We start from the raw sequence: 17989 nt of genomic DNA on the forward strand, positions 1-17989 counted from the left end.
CGAGTTACGCCCTGATTAAGAGGCTACTATGGAATCTCTGGTCAGGCCATCTACCTTACCCGATTGGTCATTCCCAATCACAAGGCAGATAACCGACTCTGGGCCTTCGTGCCCCATCCCTGGGATCACCGGCGTGCCTTTGTCTGCAGTCCGGTATCCCGCGATGTCTTGGACTCTTCTGAGTCCACCCTGCTTTTCTCTTGTATGGGGCGTACACCCTAAGATCCATTATCGCGCGCAGTACGCCCTTGGAAAATCCATTATTCACGCTCTCCGGAGCCTATCTCACTATTTGAGGAGTTCGCAGGATACAGGGTAATTCTACCCTGCCCGACGGACGCCCTCGGGTTAATGGTGGTGGGGCATTCAGAGAGGAAATGTCACACTATGAACAGAAGCTTTACCACGCTCGTATTACTATTCCTATGCCTGGTCGGTACCGACCGACTGTACGCCCAGGCGGGCAATGCGCTCAAATTCAACGGCGGCCAGGCTGGGGCCAACGAATACGTCGACCTACCCGATATGCCCTTTGCGCAGAATTCCCCCTATACGGTTGAAGGTTGGGCCAAAACAACCACTGAGGGGCGGATGCTTGTCGACTTTTTCCCCATATCAGGAACGTCTGCCCCCCAAGGGACCGCCGGAAACTTTATTGCGATAGAGGTAGCTACCGGTGGTAGACTCCGGTACGTTCACCGGGCGAATGGCGCGAACATCGGCGGAATCGAGGTATTATCTGCCAATGCTGTTACCTCCGGAAACTGGTTCCATTACGCCGCAGTGTATGACAGCCAGGGGAGGGCCTCTCTCTACATCAATGGAGTGCTGAGTGCGCAGAGTGCGGCGACCTCACCAAGCTATATTTCGGAAATTGTAGATGGGCGAATCGGCAACCTGCATTCCAATAACAGCCGCAAATTCCGGGGAGACCTGGACGAACTGCGGCTTTGGTCGCGGGCCTTGGAAGCTACCGACATTTCCGCACTCTACAACAAAACCTTCACCGATCCCGCTACCCTGGCTGCCCCGACCACCTGCCTGGCGGCCTATTACAAGTTCAACGAAAGCTCCGGCACTACCCTCGCCGACGCCTCGGGGAACGGATATACTGGGATGGTGGTAGGGACGACCGCCGCCAACTGGGTGACCTCCACCGCCCCCGTGACCAGCCAGGCCGCCCCCTCCTGCCAGACCCTCGGCACTAATACCAACTACGCCCTAGACTTTGATGGGGTGGACGACTACCTGAATCTGCCCTCCCTTACCTTCTTTCAGAACTCCGCCTTCTCCGTTGAGGGGTGGTTTTCTACTACCGATAACACCTACGGCATCCTCTTTGAGGCCTTTCCAGGATCCAACGGCCAATACCTTTCGGTCGAGGTCTTGGCCAACGGTACCATGAGGGTGATTTACCGGCCCAACGCGGGTAGTTCCGGGGGCACCCTGCTGGAATCCCCAACTACGGTAAATAACGGTGCCTGGAAACACTTTGCCGTTGTACTGAACCTGGATAATACGCTTTCCTTCTACATCGACGGCGTGCACCAGGATACCGAAAATACAACTGGCCGCATCACCGCCGCCACGGTACAGGCCGGCATCGGCCGGCGCTTCAACGGGGACTCCAATACGTACTTCAAAGGTAAGATCGACGAAATCCGCCTCTGGTCCCGCACCCTGGCCGCCGAAGACGTCCTCGACCTTTACAACGAAACCTTCACCAACCCGACCAGCGTGGCGAACTGCCTCAAGGCCTACTACACCTTTGAGGAGTCCTTCGGTACCACAGTGGGGGACAAAACAGGCAACGGCAACGGCGCCACCATGACGAACATGGACAACGCCGACTGGGTGGTCTCCAACGCCGGCGTCACGGCAGCCCTGGCCCCGAACTGCGCTGACTTGGGCGGCGACGTCAACTATGCCCTGGACTTCGACGGGGTGGACGACTTCGTGGCCCTGCCCGTACTCACGGCCTTCGACAATTCCACCTTTACGGTCGAGAGCTGGTTCCGAACCGAGCCCGGGATCACCAGTGGTGTCATCTTTGACGCCTACGAACTGACGGCACCCGATGACCTTTACCCGCAGGGGAACTACATTACCGTCGAGGTGCTGAATGGCGGTCAAATTCATGTGGTCTACCGCTCGCCGGCAGCAAAAGCAGGAGGAGCTAATCTCTACTCCACCACTGTAGTCAACGGAGGAGGGTGGTTCCACGTAGCCTTAGTGCTAAACTTTGATAACACCCTCTCGCTCTACATTAACGGCATCGAAGAAGACACCAGCTCAGGGACGGTCAACCGGATCGACGACGGCTCCGTATACGCCCGCTTAGGCTCTCTGGGCAGTAGGGCCCGCTACTTCGACGGCCAGATTGATGAACTACGCGTATGGTCACGGGCCCTGGCCCCCGCCGACGTCCTCGACCACTACAACGATGCCTTCTCCAATCCCACCGCCGTCGGGCAATGCCTCGACGTCTACTACCAGTTTCAGGAATCCGTTGTCAGCACCGCCGAAGACGCCTCCGGCAACGGCAACAACGGCACCTTGGTGAATATGCAAGACAACGACTACGTCCTCTCCGGAGCATCCGTCACCACGGTGACCGCGCCCAACTGCGCCGACCTGAGCGGAGATATTGATTATGCCCTGGACTTCGACGGGGTGAACGACTACGTCGACCTGCCTACCCTGAGCTTCCTGGCAAATACCGGATTTTCGGTGGAAGGATGGTTCCAGGCCGCCAATACTTCAACTACGGGGGTTCTATTTGAAGCCTTCCCAGTCAGCGGACCGAGTGGCTTGAACTACCTCACGGTAGAAGTGATCGACGGAGGAATCCTTTTTGGTAAGTACCGCTCGCCCGCAAACAATGCGGGGGGCGCGGAACTATTTACTCCCGCTTCGGTAGCCGATGGGAATTGGCACCACTATGCCGTGGTCTTGAGTGAGGACTACAAAACCTTCTCCCTCTACCTGGATGGGGTGTTGGTAGACGATTTTAATGGCAGTCTCAACCCCATCCCCGGAGACGTAGACGCCGCCCTCGGTCGCCTGAGCAACGGCAGCCGCTACTGGGAGGGCCAGATCGACGAGACCCGCATCTGGTCCGGTGAATTGTCCTCCGCCGGCGTGGCCCAGGTTTACGACGAGAGCTTCACCAACCCCGGCGATGCGTCCGGCTGCCTCGGGGCCTACTACCAGTTCGAGGAGTCCATCGGCACCACCGCGACCGACGCCACCGGCAACGGTAATACCGCCACCCTGGTCGGCATGGAGAACAACGATTACGTCCTCTCCACCGCCCCCTTCTCACCCCAGCCGGTGGTGGCCTGTGCCGCCGTACTGCCTGTTGAGCTGGTTTCCTTTACCGCTACCATCGTCAACGGAACGGTGGAACTGGCCTGGGAAACCGCCTCGGAACAGGGCAACCAGGGTTTTGCCGTACTGCATTCCACCGACGGCAAGGTCTGGACCGAACTGGGCTTCGTAGTGGGGGCCGGCAATTCGGCAACCCTGCAGCGCTACGGTTTCACCCACACCCAGCCGGTGGCGGGGGAAAATCTTTACCAGCTGCGGCAAGTCGACTTCGATGGCGCTCACGCTTACTCGCCTATTGAAATCGTCACGGTAACCGAAACGGCCTCCGCCCTGCGGATCTCCCCGAACCCCGTCCGCAACGGACAACTGTCGGTCACTGTCCCCCTGGCGGGGGAGGCCGCCGCCGAACTCCGGATGTACTCTGTCCGCGGTGAACTGGTCCTCTCTCGCCAACTGACGCAAACCACCACCACCGTCCCCACCGCCCACCTCCCCAAAGGAGTATATGTGGCCGTGGCCGTCACCAACGGCGTCCCAGTTACCCGCAAGGTGGTCATCCAGTAACCACCACCGGTTGCCCGCAACGAAAACGGGCCGTGCCGATCGTCAGATCAGCACGGCCCGTTTATTTTGTAAAGTGAGCTGCCGAAGGCAGCGAGCCCCCTAAAGAACTACCAGCCTAAAGAACTACTACCTACCACTGCTTAGCAATATAAGGGTAAGTCTGCTGGTACTCCTCCTTCACCATTTGGGTAAGGCGCTCGCGCAGAACGTCGATGTTTTCCTTGGTCTGGGCGCTGATGAGCAGGGCTTCCTGCCCGAACTCGGCCTGCAGTCCCTTCACCAGGTCCGATTCCACTTCTTCGCGGCCGGCGGCGTCGAGGTACATGTCGTAATTGCGTTCGCGGAAGAGGTCGATCTTGTTGAAGACCAGCAGCGTCGGCTTGCTCTGACAATCCATTTCCTTCAGCAGTCCCTGTACGGTGCGGATCTGATCGTCGTACTGGGGGTGGGCCACGTCGACCACGTGCAGCAGGATGTCGCTCTCCTTCACCTCGTCGAGGGTGGAGCGGAAGGATTCGATCAGGTGGTGGGGCAGTTTGCGGATGAACCCGACCGTGTCCGTCAGCAGGAAGGGGATGCCTTCGTAGGCTACTTTCCGCACCGTGGTATCGAGGGTTGCGAAGAGCTTGTCCTCGGCGAAGACGTCGCTCTTGGTCAGCAGGTTCATAAGGGTGGATTTGCCCACGTTGGTATATCCCACCAGCGCCACGCGTACCATGGCGTCGCGGCCCTTGCGGCGGGTTTCGGCCTGTTTGTCGATCTTCTCGAGGTCCTTTTTCAGCTTGCTGATCTTGTCGCGGACGATACGGCGGTCGGTCTCAATTTCCGTTTCACCGGGACCACGCATGCCGATACCACCGCGCTGCCGTTCGAGGTGCGTCCAGAGTCCGCGCAGGCGGGGCAGGAGGTACTGCATCTGGGCGAGTTCGACCTGGGTCTTGGCCTGGGCCGTCTGGGCGCGGCGGGCGAAGATGTCGAGGATGAGCGTGGAGCGGTCGATGATCTTGACTTTCATTTCCTCTTCCAGGATGTTAACCTGCTTACCGCTCAGGTCGTCGTCGAAGATCACCATTGATACGTCCTCGTGCTGGTCGACGTACTGCGCGATCTCCGTGGCCTTTCCGCTTCCGACGAAGGTGCGGTTATCCGGATGGTCCAGCTTTTGCACGAACCGCTTGACGGTCTTTGCACCCGCGGTTTCCGCCAAAAACTCCAGCTCATCCAGGTGCTCCGTGACCTCCTCCTCGGTCTGGCCGCGCAGCACTACGCCCACGATGACGGCGTACTCCGTCTCTTGCTTCAGTCCGGACTCTTTCTGTCCTACATTCCATTCGTTTGCCATATGCCTAAGGTAACCGAATGGAGCTTGGGGAAGTTTCACGGGCGGCGGCGCGCAGGTGCCGGGAAATGGAGGAACCGCCAGCTTCCCCGCGCTGATCTCCCGCCGCGGTGGTAACTTCGGACAGGCCGCGATGGCCGCTTTACTACTTTGCCGGTCTACCCCGCCACAACTCCCTTTTCTATGAGCGTATACCTGATCTGCTTCCTGCTGCTGCCGTTCACCCTCGTGGCCCAATCGGCCGCCACGGAGAACGTGATCCTGATTACCATGGACGGCCTCCGTTGGCAGGAATTCTTCGGCGGGGCGGTAGACTCCATGATCGCCAATGAGGACCTGACGCACGACCGCGACCGCATGGCGGAAAGCTACCTGGGAGAAACTGGGGAAGAACGCCGCCGGCGCCTGATGCCCTTTTTCTGGGACACACTGGCCCCCCAGGGCATGGTTTTCGGGAACCGACAGTACGGTAATAAGGTCAATTGCCGCAACCCCTACTGGTTCTCCTACCCTGGCTACAACGAGATTCTGACGGGGCGCGCCGACCCCGATATCGACAGCAATGACAAGGAATGGAACCCGAACGTGACCGTTCTGGAGTGGCTCAATGGGCAGGATAGCCTGGCCGGCCGGGTACGTGCGTTCGGCAGTTGGGACGTGTTCGACTACATCGTCAACGAAAGGCGGAGCGGCATCTCCGTCAACAGCGGCTACGACCGCGCCACCGGCGACGACCTTACGGAAGGGGAGCAATTCCTGAACAAGCTCCAGGAGCAGGCTCCCCGACTTTGGGGCAGTGTGCGACCCGATATGTTCACCCACAACTACCTCATGGAAACCCTTCGCAAGGACCATCCCCGGGTGGCCTTCATCAGCTACGGGGAAACGGACGACTTCGCCCACGACGGCAGCTACAACCGCTACCTCGACGCCGCCCACGCTACCGATGCCATGTGGCGGGATCTTTGGACCTTCTTAGAGTCCGATCCGCAGTATGCCGGAAAGACCACCCTGGTCATCACCACCGACCACGGGCGGGGCGACAGCCCCATGGCAGAGTGGCAGGGACACGGCAGCAGCACGCGCGGATCGGACGCCATCTGGCTGGCGGTGATCGGCCCCGACACGCCCGACAGCGGTGAGGTCACCGACGACCAACAGCTTTACCAGGATCAAATAGCCCGTACCGTCGCCCGGCTGCTGGGCTACGATTATCCCGGAGAAGACGGTCCCAAGGCAGGAGAAATCGTACCCGGTGTAATGCCGGACGCCCGTCGGTAGGGCATCATACTATTGCCGCTAAGCCCAAGAAACCCTGGCACCGCTATGCCTGGGGGCCTATATTTAGTTTCCAACACCTGCAGGAAGGGTTTGCCCCGATTGGGCGCGCCGTCAGGGTGTTGCAAACCTGAACTACCCGATGTTCTTCCAGTCCGACAACCGATATGTTGCCTACGATCCGGCCGGAGAGAAGATCACGTTTCGCAAGGCTTTCGATACCATCAGTTTTGAAAACTCCGACATTGCCATTCCCTCCAGTGGCGGTACCCGGGAGTCCTTCACCGTCCCGGTCGCGGCCATCGAGCAGGGGGTGGCGCTGGGTTACCGCTTCTTCCAGGATCAACTGGAGCGGCGGCAGGCCCGCTTCGTATACCAGGACGATCACCGGGCCACCAATGTACAGGCCGGCAGCTTCCGGCTCCCGGTCATCACTAGCTCCGGTTTCGTGTATCCGACCGGGCAAAAGGAGGAGGCGCGCAGGATAGTATTCACTCCCTTGCACCTTCGCGGGACAAAGACCTTCGTCTACCAGCTTACCCGCCTTAACCTGAAGTATGCCAGGGCCAAAACCAGTAAGTGGAGCGACGTATTCGACTACACCATACAGTTGACGCTGCATTTCCTGCGGGGGGGTGAACTCATCGACCGCGCCCTGAAGCCGATGGTGGTGCAGTCGGTGGCTTTCGGGGAGAATGACCTGACCGACCTGCAACTGTATTCGTCGCCAATCCCGCTGGTGGAAGACAGCTGTCTGGCCGAAGTGAGCCTGACCGTAGTGGAGACCAACCCCGCCCGGGTCAATACGGCTAACGTCCTGAAATTACTTTCGGAAAACGAGCAGCGGGTCAAGCAGAAGATCGTCGCCGTACTGCAGCAACTGCTCTCACCAAAATAGGCCCACTATGTCACTGCAAACCGCCTATACTACCGCCCGCGTCATTGAAACCTTGGAAAATTACGCCCAGAGCGACCTGGTGAACGACACCGGCGAAACGAAAAACGACCCGTCCTCCGGCGCGCCGCATATTTACGCCGACGAGCATTTTTGGCAGCTTATTCTGGATGACGTCGCCGGCAGCTGGGGGAAGGTTTTTACCCTATACGAGGTTACGCTGTCCGAGCACGTGGCCCGGGTGCCCGGGCTCTATTTTCACCCCGGGGTCCAGCATTTTAAAAAGATACTGGACGTACACAAGGAATACGTTTCCGGCAATTGGGTGCGGTATAGTCCACCGGGTGAATCACAGAAAATTCTCGGGGGTATCGGTACGCTGCAAATTCCGCCGACCCTGGAGGAATGGCGCATTGCCAGCGTAAGCTTCAGCAATAACGCCTCGCTGGGTATTCCGGTGCTCGTACACGAGGAGGTATGGCAACACCACGGGTTGGGAGAGGGGATGCGGATCGCAAGCCTCGGGGCACGCTGGCAGCGCATGGACGCCTCCTGGGCCAAACGCTTCTATTCCATGCGGGGACTGCCCAAGGGATACCTGGTGATCGAGCACCCGGATCAGTTGCAGCTTTCGGGGGAAGTGTTGCCGACCATTTACCACCCCTTCACCATCATGGAATACGAGCAGAGTGGATCGCTCTTTTACGATTTCGTATTCGTGACGGTGGATTCCTCCGACCCCAACTTCCGGGACGATATCCGGGCCTTTTTCGGGGAATACCGCTACATGAATGGCCGCTACGGCACCTACCTCATCGAGCCCTTCGTAAATCACCCCCTGCTGTCCGAAAACGACGTGATGTTCCACTCCCCCGAAGAGCTACGAAAGGAAAACGCGGCGGCCGGTTCCCACCTCAATCTGATGGTAGAACGGATCAAAAAAGAGCGGTTCAACCAGCATACCCTGGACGAGATCAAGATCTTCATCGACAATCACATGGACATCGATGATCTGAAGACCTGCTCCGACGATATCCTCATCAACGTCAACTCCTGGTACGGCGGCGGACGCGTGTACGATGAGTCGGCCAACTTCCTGGATCGCGTAATTGAACGAAAGAAAGTGGAGGAACTGGTCGACGTGTTGACCAAGTACGGACTAACAACCTAGGCGATGGCAAACTGGAACAGCAAACTCACCGAATTACGGGGCCACCTTGTGGAGCTGTACCCGGAAAAGGAGGACGGCAGGATGATGGTGGAGATGGCTGGTATCCCGCCCGGATCGATCGCCTTCAGCGACAAGGCCACTTCCAACTGGCACAATATCCTGCGGGAGGCCAACAAGCGGAACAAGGTCATGGATATCGTCCAGCTCGCCATCCAGGAATACCCGGAACGGGAAGACCTGGCACGACTCTTCACCGAAGTGGAAGAGGAAGAACCCCTTACCTCGGCGGCGGCCCTGAATTCCGTGCTGGAAATGGAAACGCTCAAAACCCTGCCGAAAAGGATCGAACGGGATTTTCCGGACATACCCACCGAAACCCTGCAGGAGAACCTGCGCGAAGAAATCCATACCCTGGAAACCCGTCGCACGGAGCGTACCCGCGGAAAGATCGGCCAGACGGAATACCGACGAATTGTGGAGGGCATCAACAAGGACCTGGCGGAAAAACTGCGTGAATCCGGCCTCGGCATTGACCGACCGGCTATTGCACCCGCGGCCCCGCAAAAAGAGGATCGCAGGGCGTTTGATATCCTGGTCCCGAACCGGAAAGGACTGGAAAAGGTGGTGAAGGGCGACGACCTGATCGATGTCCTGGCCTGGGTGCAGGGGGCGATGGAACAGTCGAAAACGGTGTGTAAAATTGAAACTTCGGACGGAGAAAGCGGTACGGGTTTCCTGTTGGGCGGCGGTTTGCTGATGACGAACAACCACGTCATACCGGATGCCGCTACGGCCGCGAATACGCGCCTGACCTTCAACTTCAAGACGGATAAGGACAACAACGTCTTGCAGGAAACGCACTACCGACTGGACCCTACGGTATTCATCACCAGCCACGAAGATGAGCTGGACTATACGATCGTCAAGGTGGTGGACAGTACGGAGACACCCCTGGCCGGTTGGGGCTGCGTAGAACTGGAGGACTTCTTCGACCCCCAACTGCATGAGAAAGTGACGGTGATCCAGCACCCCCGGGGAAACTATATGAAAATGGCCCTCCCGGACGACGTCATCAGCATCTGGGGGAAATACCTTTTCTATACCACCGATACGCGGGAGGGGTCGAGCGGGTCGCCGGTATTTAATAAACATTGGAAAGTCGTGGCCCTGCACCACGCTGGCAAGAACGAGGAATCGTACGAGGGGGGACTGCAGATCGATGAGGCCGGAACCATCGCACCCTCCAATCGGGGGGTATTGATCAAATACATACTTGAGGACCTGAAAAAGCGGAATTTTCCGCTATTAAAATAACCGCCCGCTATGAAAAACCCGATCACCATCCAGGAACTGGAGGCACTGCTGGAAAATGAAGATACCCGCGCGCAGGCACTGAACTATTATTTCGAATACCTGCCCACGGGTCCCTTTTCGGGGGAATACCGCTTGAAAAGTCATATCCAGGTAGTGAAAAGTGAAGGGGCCGTAACCCGGGGGCAACTGGAGGGTGCACCGCTGATCAATATCGTGGAAAAGCTGATCGGGAAAGCCAATTCGCTCGCCCAGCGAGATCGGGACCGGCTGTTCGAGCAAAGGCGAGGCGATGCCGACCGGGTGATCATCGTAACCGAGGGGGATTCCTGGTTTCAGTACCCGCGGCTGAAGCAACTGGGCCTCACCATATCGAAGGAAGTGAAGGACGTAGTGGATTACCTCATCGAGGATCCCCGCTTTGCCGTGAAGAGTCTGGGCGGGGCCGGGGACGTCCTGCGCAACATGTACCATATGGGCGAATACCTGGATGCGATCGATAAATACGAGCCGAAGGCGTTCGTGCTCAGCGGAGGCGGAAATGACTTTTTTGAGATGTTCCCGAGTATGGTACGCAAGGGCAGCGCCGACGATATCGCCTCCTTCCTGAAGACGACCTGGCTGACGGAGATCAAGGTGATCCGGACCTACTACGAGGGTATGCTCGAAATCCTTACTCGGGAATATCCCGAATTACCCATCCTCCTGCACGGCTACGACTACATCATGCCCCGACCCGACGGAAAGTGGATCGGCCGGCCCATGATCGAGTCCGGCGGCCTGAGCCTGGACAAGGACCGCAAGGCGCTCATCCGCTCCATCATGGACCGCTTCAACCAGTCGATCTCCGACCTGAGCGAGGACTACGAGAACGTCCACTACCTCAACCTGCGCGGCACCGTACCCCAGGACCCCCAATTCTGGCACGACGAGATCCACCCCAACGACCACGGCTTCCGCCTAGTAGCCGACAAGTTCTTAACCAAACTGAACGAGCTGATCCCCACCTAACCCGTACGATGCGGCCTCAGCCCGCGGGAGTACAATGCGGCCTCAGGCCGCGCAAGTAAGATGCGACCTCAGGTCGCGGCAGTACAAAGCGACCTCAGGTCGCGAAAGCAAGAAGCGGCCTCAGGCCGCGAACCAAACCCCTAGGCCCCCATCACAGCATTAATCACCGCAGCCGCCCGGTACCCGGCGGCGCCAAGGCGTTCCTCCACCACGGGCAGGAAATCGTGCTGATAATCATACCCCAGGTCGGGGAGTCCCGATTCCCGGTCCGTACGATCGTAAAGGGTATTATAGATGCGTTCTCGCAGGGCGATGGATTCCCGCATCCATTCTTCGGGGGCGTCGTCGGCCCATTCGGCCTGGTATTCGCGGGTGTGCATGACCGTGAAGGCGGCGAACTCGGTGAAGCTCAGGCGTTCCTGTTCGATGATCTGGGTGTCCCAGACGGAGTGGAGGTTATAGCGGTCGCCGAAGTAGAGGACGGTGATGCGGTTGCCGCCCAGGTCGCGGTTCTTGCCTACGTGGAGGGGCATATGGACGTCGGCGATGAAGTGGATGAGGAAGGCCAGGGCCGTAGCGTCCAGGGAGCCGGCCAGGGGGAGTACCTTATGCTGGGCCAGTAAATCCGTGAGGCGTTCGCGTTCGGCCGACTCTCCGGCCAGCACGCTGGTGAAAAAGTGGATGGCTTCCCGCACGTCGTCCACTTTGGGGTCGTCGCCTGTTTGCCGGGCTACGTCTTCGACCGTCTCGTCGGGTTGCACGGTCATATAGTGCCAGGGGTGGGTGAAATCCCAGCCGGATTCCGAGCGGATGTAGTCGGGCCAGGTGCTTACCTGGGAGAGGTAATTATTCCCCAGCGCCGCGTCGACCCGCTGCCGGGCCTGGTCGTTGAGGTTTTCGTAGGCGATGCGCGCCACGATGCGGTGGCCGTTGGCCCCCCAGGCGGGCAGCACTTGCGGCAGAAAAGCAATCAGAAGGAGGAAAAGTAAACGTACCATCCCCCAAAGGTACAATGCGGCCTCAGGCCGCGCCAGTACGATGCGGTCTCCCGACCGCGCCAGTACAACGCGGCCTCAGGCCGCGCAAGCACAAAGCGGTCTCAGACCGCGCCAGTACAATGCGGCCTCAGGCCGCGCAAGCACAAAGCGGTCTCAGACCGCGCCAGTAAAACGCGGTCTCCTGACCGCGCGAGCAGAAAGCGGCCTCAGGCCGCGCAGCGGAAAGAGGTCTCCCCGATAGCTATCAGACCAAGAACCCCCAACCACCCCTCACCGTTCCCCTTTCAACCACTCCCCAACCATGACCTGGACCTTCCGCCTGGGCCGCATAGCCGGCATCGACGTAAAACTGCACTGGACCTTCCTCATCCTCCTCGGCTGGGTATTCCTGAGCTACCTCTCCGATACCGGCGAGGTGAGCGGCGGCCTGGTGGGGGTGGCCTTCATTCTGGCGCTCTTCGGCTGCGTGGTGTTGCACGAACTGGGCCACGCCCTGGCTGCGCGGCGGTACGGCGTCAACACCCGCAACATCGTCCTGTTGCCCATCGGCGGGGTGGCCAACCTGGAGCGGATGCCCGAGAAGCCGCGCGAGGAACTGGTAGTGGCCCTGGCCGGACCGGCGGTCAACGTGGTCATCGCGGCGCTGCTGGCCGTGATTCTGGCGGCTACGGGTGGACTGCCCGATCCCGAGGCGCTGGAGTCGGTCACGGTTCCCAGCGGCCGCAACTTCCTGATCGGCTTGTTGAGTGTCAATATCCTGCTGGTGCTCTTCAACCTCATTCCGGCCTTCCCCATGGACGGCGGCCGGGTGCTGCGCGCGCTGCTGAGCATGAAGTACGACCGGGCGCGGGCCACCCACCTGGCCGCCCGCCTCGGACAGGTGCTGGCTATGGTGTTCGTCTTCCTGGGTTTCTTCGGCAACTTCATGTTGGTGTTCATCGGACTGTTTATCTACCTCGGCGCCGGCGGCGAAAACCGGGCGGTGGGGCAGCAGGCCCTGCTGGAAGGCTACCGGGTGGAGGACGCCGTCATGCGGCAGTACACCGCGCTGAACGTTTATGAGACCCTCGACCGCGCCGCGTCCATCTTACTGGACGGGCAGGAGCGCGATTTCGTGGTGCTCGACGAGGGGGAACCGGCCGGCATCCTTACGCGAGACGATTTGATCCGGGGGCTCAAGGAATACGGCAAACACGGCCGGATAGGGGAGGCCGCCCGCCGTCCCGCGCTGCTGGAACTGCCCGGCGATACGCCGTTGCAGGAGGCTTACGTCCAGTTGCAGGCTGGGCAAACCCCGATATGCTGCGTCCGCGACCCACTGGGGCGCATTAGCGGGGTGCTCAACCTGGAGAATATCGAGGAAGTATTGCTGCTGAAGCGGGCCCTGCGGGGGTAGGGGAAGTTCCGGAGGTACCAACAGCCGTCGGAGCGCGGGTGCCGCGGTCGGGAACTGGGAAGCCGGGGCCAGGGGTTGCTAATTCAACTTTTTGGCCTATTTTCCTGGTTTAAAGCCGGAAATATCCCTTTCGTACACCGGTATATTATAGTTACACCTAATACCTACACTCACCGTGGAACGATACCTTACCCAACTACTGGCCGACCTGCGCGCCATTGCCCGCGGGCGACAAGGGCAGGTCGGGGCACCCGCCGACCACTATTCCCGTAACGAGGCCGGACTGCCGGCCGTAGACTACGCCACCTACCGCGCCGAACTCGACCGCTTCTTCTACGGAGAGGGGGCGGGCTCGATGTACCGGGCGATCGGCCTCCTGCCGGAGGCCTTTCCTCCCGCGGACCGGCTTTCCGACCCCCAGCTCCGGGCCCTGGTCTTTCAGATACTGGACGTCTGGACCGCCCACCGGATCATTCCCACCGTGCCGGCCGGCATCGCACCCCGGCTACTGTATCCCGAACTGCTGCGCATTATGCACGATGACTTCGACGATCCGGGCGACGACGGCTGGGTCCAACAGGAGTTCTGTCATTTCCTGCCCGAGGAGTGCCCGTGGAGCAGCGAGTTTTGTACTTGCCGCCGACTGGAAGAAGAGGATGGGGAATAAGCCGCGTTGGAGCCTAAGAGCCGCATTGTCAAGTGGTGATAAATCGCCATATTTGAGCACCACACTCAGTTTGGCGCCGATACCGCGATTTTGGGAGGGCGCCTTTTACCCTCACCCACCTTGCAGTTATACATGGCTAAAACGGCTATCCTTCACATCCCCATCAAGCGCGAGTACTTCGACGCCATCCGCGCCGGAGAAAAAACCGAGGAGTACCGCGCCTACTCCCCCTTTTGGATCTCCCGCCTGGGAGTCACCGACGACGAGGGCCAACTAGCCGATTTCCGGCAGTATGACATCGTCCGCTTCCGCAACGGCTATGAACCCGACTCACCCGTAATGGACGTGGAGTTCCAGGGCATCATTCTGGAGGAATTTATGAACGAGCCCGAAGACAGCGAATACCGTTTCGGCTTCGCCATCCAGTTGGGTAAGGTGCTGCGGACGGAGAACGTGTAACCCTGGCCCGCCCACCGTCGTCGGACGAATTCCCAGAGCCTGCGAAGGGTTCATCCGACGACTGGGGGGCTGGGCCAGCTTCTACTCCAGGCAACTCGTCCGACGAGCCAGCTACCGCCGGAACTCGTCGGACGAGGCCTGGCCCTTGTTCAAACCGCATGACGCTAGCCACTTGGAATATTGACCATCCCGTTTACGGTACCCGCCGCTTTCGTGCTGTCCGGGACTATTTGTTGGCGTTGGATTGCGACGTACTGATCCTTACCGAGGCCAATGCTGCCCTGGAATTGCCGGGCTATACGTCAGTGTTTAGTGAGGTGTCGCCCTTTGTGCGGCACGGAAGAAACTACAAAACGCCGAACCGGTATCACCAGGTGGCCATCTACACCAGACTGGCGATGCACCGGGTCGCCGACGTGGAGGACACCAACGGCGTAGCAGCCCATCTCGTGGAACCCCGACTGCTGATTTACGGCAGCGTAATGACCATCAAGGATCGCTGGGCCGACTGGAGTGACAAGCGATACACGGACCGGGCAAGGGAACAGTGTGACGTTATCCGCCGCCTCCAACGGCCGCGCTTTCTCGCGGCGGGGGACTTCAATTTTCGGGGTCACGGAACCTACAATAGGGTTGGGGCCCTCCAGGTTGGGGCACTGGTAGCGGATTGCGGTCTGTGTTGGCCCACCCAGACGGAAGGACGGACGGTTCAGCATGTCCTGCACGGCAGTGATGTCAGGGTCAGCTACGAGGTAGTTGAGGCCGGAAAACTCAGTGACCATCCGATACTGTCCACACGCCTGTATCCGTAGGAGGATTATACCAATCTCGAACTGGTTCGGGGTGGAGCAACCAAGGAAATTTAACTTAGCACCAAAGGGATATTACGAACGTGCTGCATCATCGGGCGCGTGCGTACAAAAAGTGCCGGGCGGCACCGGCCGCATACCCTTCATAATCCCCATCTTCCTCGATCCACTCGTCGGACTACTACAGTGCACCTAACCAGCAACCAACCCAGCCCAGTATCGCGGATTAGCGTACCGCTGCGACAGCTTCCCCGCCCGGCAGGTACGCTGGGCCTCCGCCAGGGCCGTTGCCGGTGGACTGCCGGAGGCGAGCTGCCGGTAAAAGGATTTAAGTACGGCCACCGTGGCCGCCGCCGGAATGTCGTAGAGTGAACTGATCACGTCCGGGACGCCGGCAAGGTGGAAGCTGCGTCGCAGACTGAAGGTGCCCTCCCCGGCCTGCTTGAAGCCGGTGGACGTGGCACAGGCCGCCAGCACCACCAACCGGGCACTCAGGGGCAATTGCGCCACGACGACCCCGTTCAGGCTGTCGCGGTCGTTCAGGTGCAGGTAGTTCTCGTGCAGTTGCCCCGTGTTTCCGCGGGCGTGGACGGTGAGGTGGATAATGTCAAGCCCGGGAGCCTGCGATAAGAAGGTGCCGGTCTGAGGGGCAAGCGTCTCTACGGACCAGCCGCCGCCCGCACGCCGCAGGTCGTCCGTCAGGCCCGCCGCGTAACCGACCAGTTGGGGGTGCGTCCATACGCCTATATCGGCTGCCTCCGTCTGTACTCCTTTCCGCTTTTCACCGTTCAGCAACTCCACGCGCCAACTGGGGAGGTAGCGCACCGCGTACTCATCTACTACGTACCGGAGATCGGTAAACTGCTCTTCCTTCCGGCCGGGAGCTACCGTGAGCGCGGACAGGGGAACTTCCGATAAAGCGGGCGAGGGTACGAACAGCAGTTCCGAAGGCTTGCGCGACAGGCCTTCCAGCGGGGCCAGCAGGGGAGCGTAAATTTGGTAGGCCACGTTGGCGTACTCGCCGGGAGAGCAGACCCGTCCGCCCGTCAGCATTTGGCGGAGCGAGTCGATGCGCGGAATGATGGCGGTCGGTACCTGATACGTGAATGCGGTATCCCGGTCAATGCAAAGCAGCAATATCCGGTCGTGCAGTTCGGTAGACATCAGCAGGGCCTGTTGGGGTTCGAGGCGCCCACGCACCGCCGCCAACTTGGTGGCCCCTGTTAGGTGGGCGGAGGCCGCCATGGCTGGCCGGGACAGTTTCTTTTCCTCCCGGTAGCGGGTATCCAGTCGCCGGAACTCCCGCAAATTGGCGACCGGTAGAGAGAAATCCGCGCGGTACGACCGTTTGTACCGTTCCAGGCTCGCGTGGAGGGAACGCCATTTTTGTTGGTTATCGGCCTCCCCGATGGTGGCCAGATCCCGGAGCAGGAGCAGACTTTGGCTAAGTTCCATGGCGCGGAATACGGCATCCATAGCCTCCTCCGGCTGCTGCCGTTGCATTTCCAGGGCCGCATCCAGGCATACGTCCAGCAGCACGTCGCCCAGTTCGACGAGCTTGTTGATCACCCCTTCGTCCCGTTGGGAGGGGAAGGACACGGCGTAGCGGTCCATGGTAACCTGCGCCAGTGCAAAGGCGCGGTGCAGGTCGGCCGTATCGGCCGTCGCGCGGTAGCGTCCCAGGTACACCTTGACCAGTTCCAGATCGAGGTAAGGACAGATGTAACGTTCGGAAAAGGACGTATCACCAACGGCAACGGTGAGCCGAGCCGCGGGCCTGGCGCAGTTCGAGAGGCGCAAATCATCGATAGATAACGCAAGGGCGCGGCGGTAGTCTCCGCGTTCGAGGGAGTTGAGCTTGAGGATATAGTTGGCTTCCCGTGGGTTCTCGAGGCGGTAGAAGGGAGTTTGTTCCAGCAGGCGCTCGTAGTGGTAGCGCATACTGTCTGGTTCACCCCGGCGGAAATGCCAGTAGGCCATGAGCCGGTGCGGATGAGCGTATATGGGATCTTCCGGATTCCCCGTGCCAGCCAGGGTATCCAAGGCAGCCCGCAGGTCGCCTTCCGACACGTGGGGTAAGCGGGCGGCCAACAGGGCCCAGTCTTCCCAGGCATGTCGCTCGCGGGCCCCACCCGCTGCCCGATATTGGCGGATAGCCTGTTGAACGAGGCTTTCCACTTCGCCCGCTACCTTATCGAATTCCTCCTCTTCCAGCCAGGCGTTCGCGTATTTCCAGCGGGCGTACGCTTGCGTGAGCAGCAATTGGGAGTGCAGGCCGTCATGGTCGAGTCCGTGCTCCCGCAGCACCGCCAGCCCCAGGGCAGCTATCATGTCCATTTCCAGCCACTCCCACTCCGTATACTTCAGGTAAGCCTCACAGAGCAGCTGTCGGGCGAACAGCAGGGGCGGCGGATCTTCTCCAAGATGTCGATCGGCGAGGGCCGCGTAGTGGATCACCGAATCTTCGTAGCCCCGCTCGTAGTGCATGATGGCCAGGTGCTGGTAGATCTCCGTTTTGGTGTTGTCGGATACTGAATCATCCTGGGTGGCCGCCACATCCCGCAGCCGATATACACGGTCCAGTGCCCGCCAGGATTGCAAATCCGCGTAGTCGTCCCGCACCAGTTGCAGGCTATCGCGCAGACGCAGGTCCAATAGGGTCAGTGCCGCCGGGCTTTCCGGTTCAGCATTTGGTTGTCCGCAGGAAACTATTCCCAACAGCGGTAAAAGGGTAAACAGGTAATGAAATTTCATTTGGGGC

Annotated in this window: 13 protein-coding genes; 10 read left to right on the top strand and 3 right to left on the bottom strand. The window is 59.7% G+C overall.

Features of this window, described 5'->3' with window-relative positions:
* Window positions 1-387 precede the first annotated feature (387 nt).
* On the top strand, window positions 388-3894 hold the full coding sequence (locus E4021_RS12685; RefSeq protein ID WP_168797592.1) for a LamG-like jellyroll fold domain-containing protein: 3507 nt from the start codon (window positions 388-390) through the stop codon (window positions 3892-3894).
* A gap of 130 nt (window positions 3895-4024) precedes the next feature.
* Here the strand turns inward: E4021_RS12685 and hflX are convergent, their stop codons facing one another.
* Window positions 4025-5236, bottom strand: a complete 1212-nt coding sequence (hflX, locus tag E4021_RS12690; RefSeq protein ID WP_136459737.1) for a GTPase HflX — start codon at window positions 5234-5236, stop codon at window positions 4025-4027.
* A gap of 180 nt (window positions 5237-5416) precedes the next feature.
* On the opposite strand from hflX, the gene E4021_RS12695 reads away from it, so the two are divergent.
* The 5 genes from E4021_RS12695 to E4021_RS12715 all read left to right on the top strand — a co-directional run bounded on the left by E4021_RS12695 (window position 5417) and on the right by E4021_RS12715 (window position 10899).
* Complete coding sequence (locus E4021_RS12695; RefSeq protein ID WP_136459738.1) at window positions 5417-6514, top strand: alkaline phosphatase family protein; 1098 nt, start codon at window positions 5417-5419, stop codon at window positions 6512-6514.
* Window positions 6515-6653: 139 nt separating this feature from the next.
* Window positions 6654-7409 (top strand): hypothetical protein, encoded by a 756-nt coding sequence (locus E4021_RS12700; protein ID WP_136459739.1) that lies wholly within the window; start codon window positions 6654-6656, stop codon window positions 7407-7409.
* Window positions 7410-7416: 7 nt separating this feature from the next.
* Window positions 7417-8577, top strand: coding sequence for a hypothetical protein (locus tag E4021_RS12705; RefSeq protein WP_136459740.1), 1161 nt, complete (start codon window positions 7417-7419; stop codon window positions 8575-8577).
* A 3-nt stretch (window positions 8578-8580) separates the two neighbouring features.
* Entirely contained in the window at window positions 8581-9891 is a 1311-nt protein-coding gene (locus E4021_RS12710) for a trypsin-like peptidase domain-containing protein (RefSeq protein ID WP_136459741.1), read from the top strand.
* 9 nt (window positions 9892-9900) lie between these two features.
* The gene (locus E4021_RS12715; RefSeq protein ID WP_136459742.1) at window positions 9901-10899 is read left to right on the top strand and encodes an SGNH/GDSL hydrolase family protein; all 999 of its coding nucleotides are present in this window, start codon (window positions 9901-9903) and stop codon (window positions 10897-10899) included.
* Window positions 10900-11039: 140 nt separating this feature from the next.
* Here E4021_RS12715 and E4021_RS12720 read toward each other — a convergent pair whose 3' ends face one another.
* Window positions 11040-11897 carry a S1/P1 nuclease gene (locus E4021_RS12720; protein WP_136459743.1) on the bottom strand — a complete coding sequence of 286 codons (858 nt, stop codon included), beginning with the start codon at window positions 11895-11897 and terminating at the stop codon, window positions 11040-11042.
* Between the two features lie 301 nt (window positions 11898-12198).
* On the opposite strand from E4021_RS12720, the gene E4021_RS12725 reads away from it, so the two are divergent.
* The 4 genes from E4021_RS12725 (at window position 12199) to E4021_RS12740 (ending at window position 15231) form a co-directional block, all read left to right on the top strand.
* Window positions 12199-13293: a site-2 protease family protein gene (locus E4021_RS12725; RefSeq protein WP_136459744.1), complete on the top strand. Its 1095-nt coding sequence runs from the start codon at window positions 12199-12201 to the stop codon at window positions 13291-13293.
* Between the two features lie 175 nt (window positions 13294-13468).
* On the top strand, window positions 13469-13960 hold the full coding sequence (locus E4021_RS12730; RefSeq protein ID WP_136459745.1) for a hypothetical protein: 492 nt from the start codon (window positions 13469-13471) through the stop codon (window positions 13958-13960).
* Window positions 13961-14092: 132 nt separating this feature from the next.
* Window positions 14093-14419, top strand: a complete 327-nt coding sequence (locus tag E4021_RS12735) for a hypothetical protein (protein ID WP_136459746.1) — start codon at window positions 14093-14095, stop codon at window positions 14417-14419.
* Window positions 14420-14577: 158 nt separating this feature from the next.
* Window positions 14578-15231, top strand: coding sequence for an endonuclease/exonuclease/phosphatase family protein (locus E4021_RS12740; protein WP_136459747.1), 654 nt, complete (start codon window positions 14578-14580; stop codon window positions 15229-15231).
* Between the two features lie 189 nt (window positions 15232-15420).
* Here E4021_RS12740 and E4021_RS12745 read toward each other — a convergent pair whose 3' ends face one another.
* Window positions 15421-17982, bottom strand: a complete 2562-nt coding sequence (locus tag E4021_RS12745; protein WP_136459748.1) for a CHAT domain-containing protein — start codon at window positions 17980-17982, stop codon at window positions 15421-15423.
* Window positions 17983-17989: the final 7 nt, after the last annotated feature.

The sequence above is a fragment of the Neolewinella litorea genome, assembly GCF_004803465.1.
GTDB classification, from domain to species: Bacteria; Bacteroidota; Bacteroidia; order Chitinophagales; family Saprospiraceae; genus Neolewinella; species Neolewinella litorea.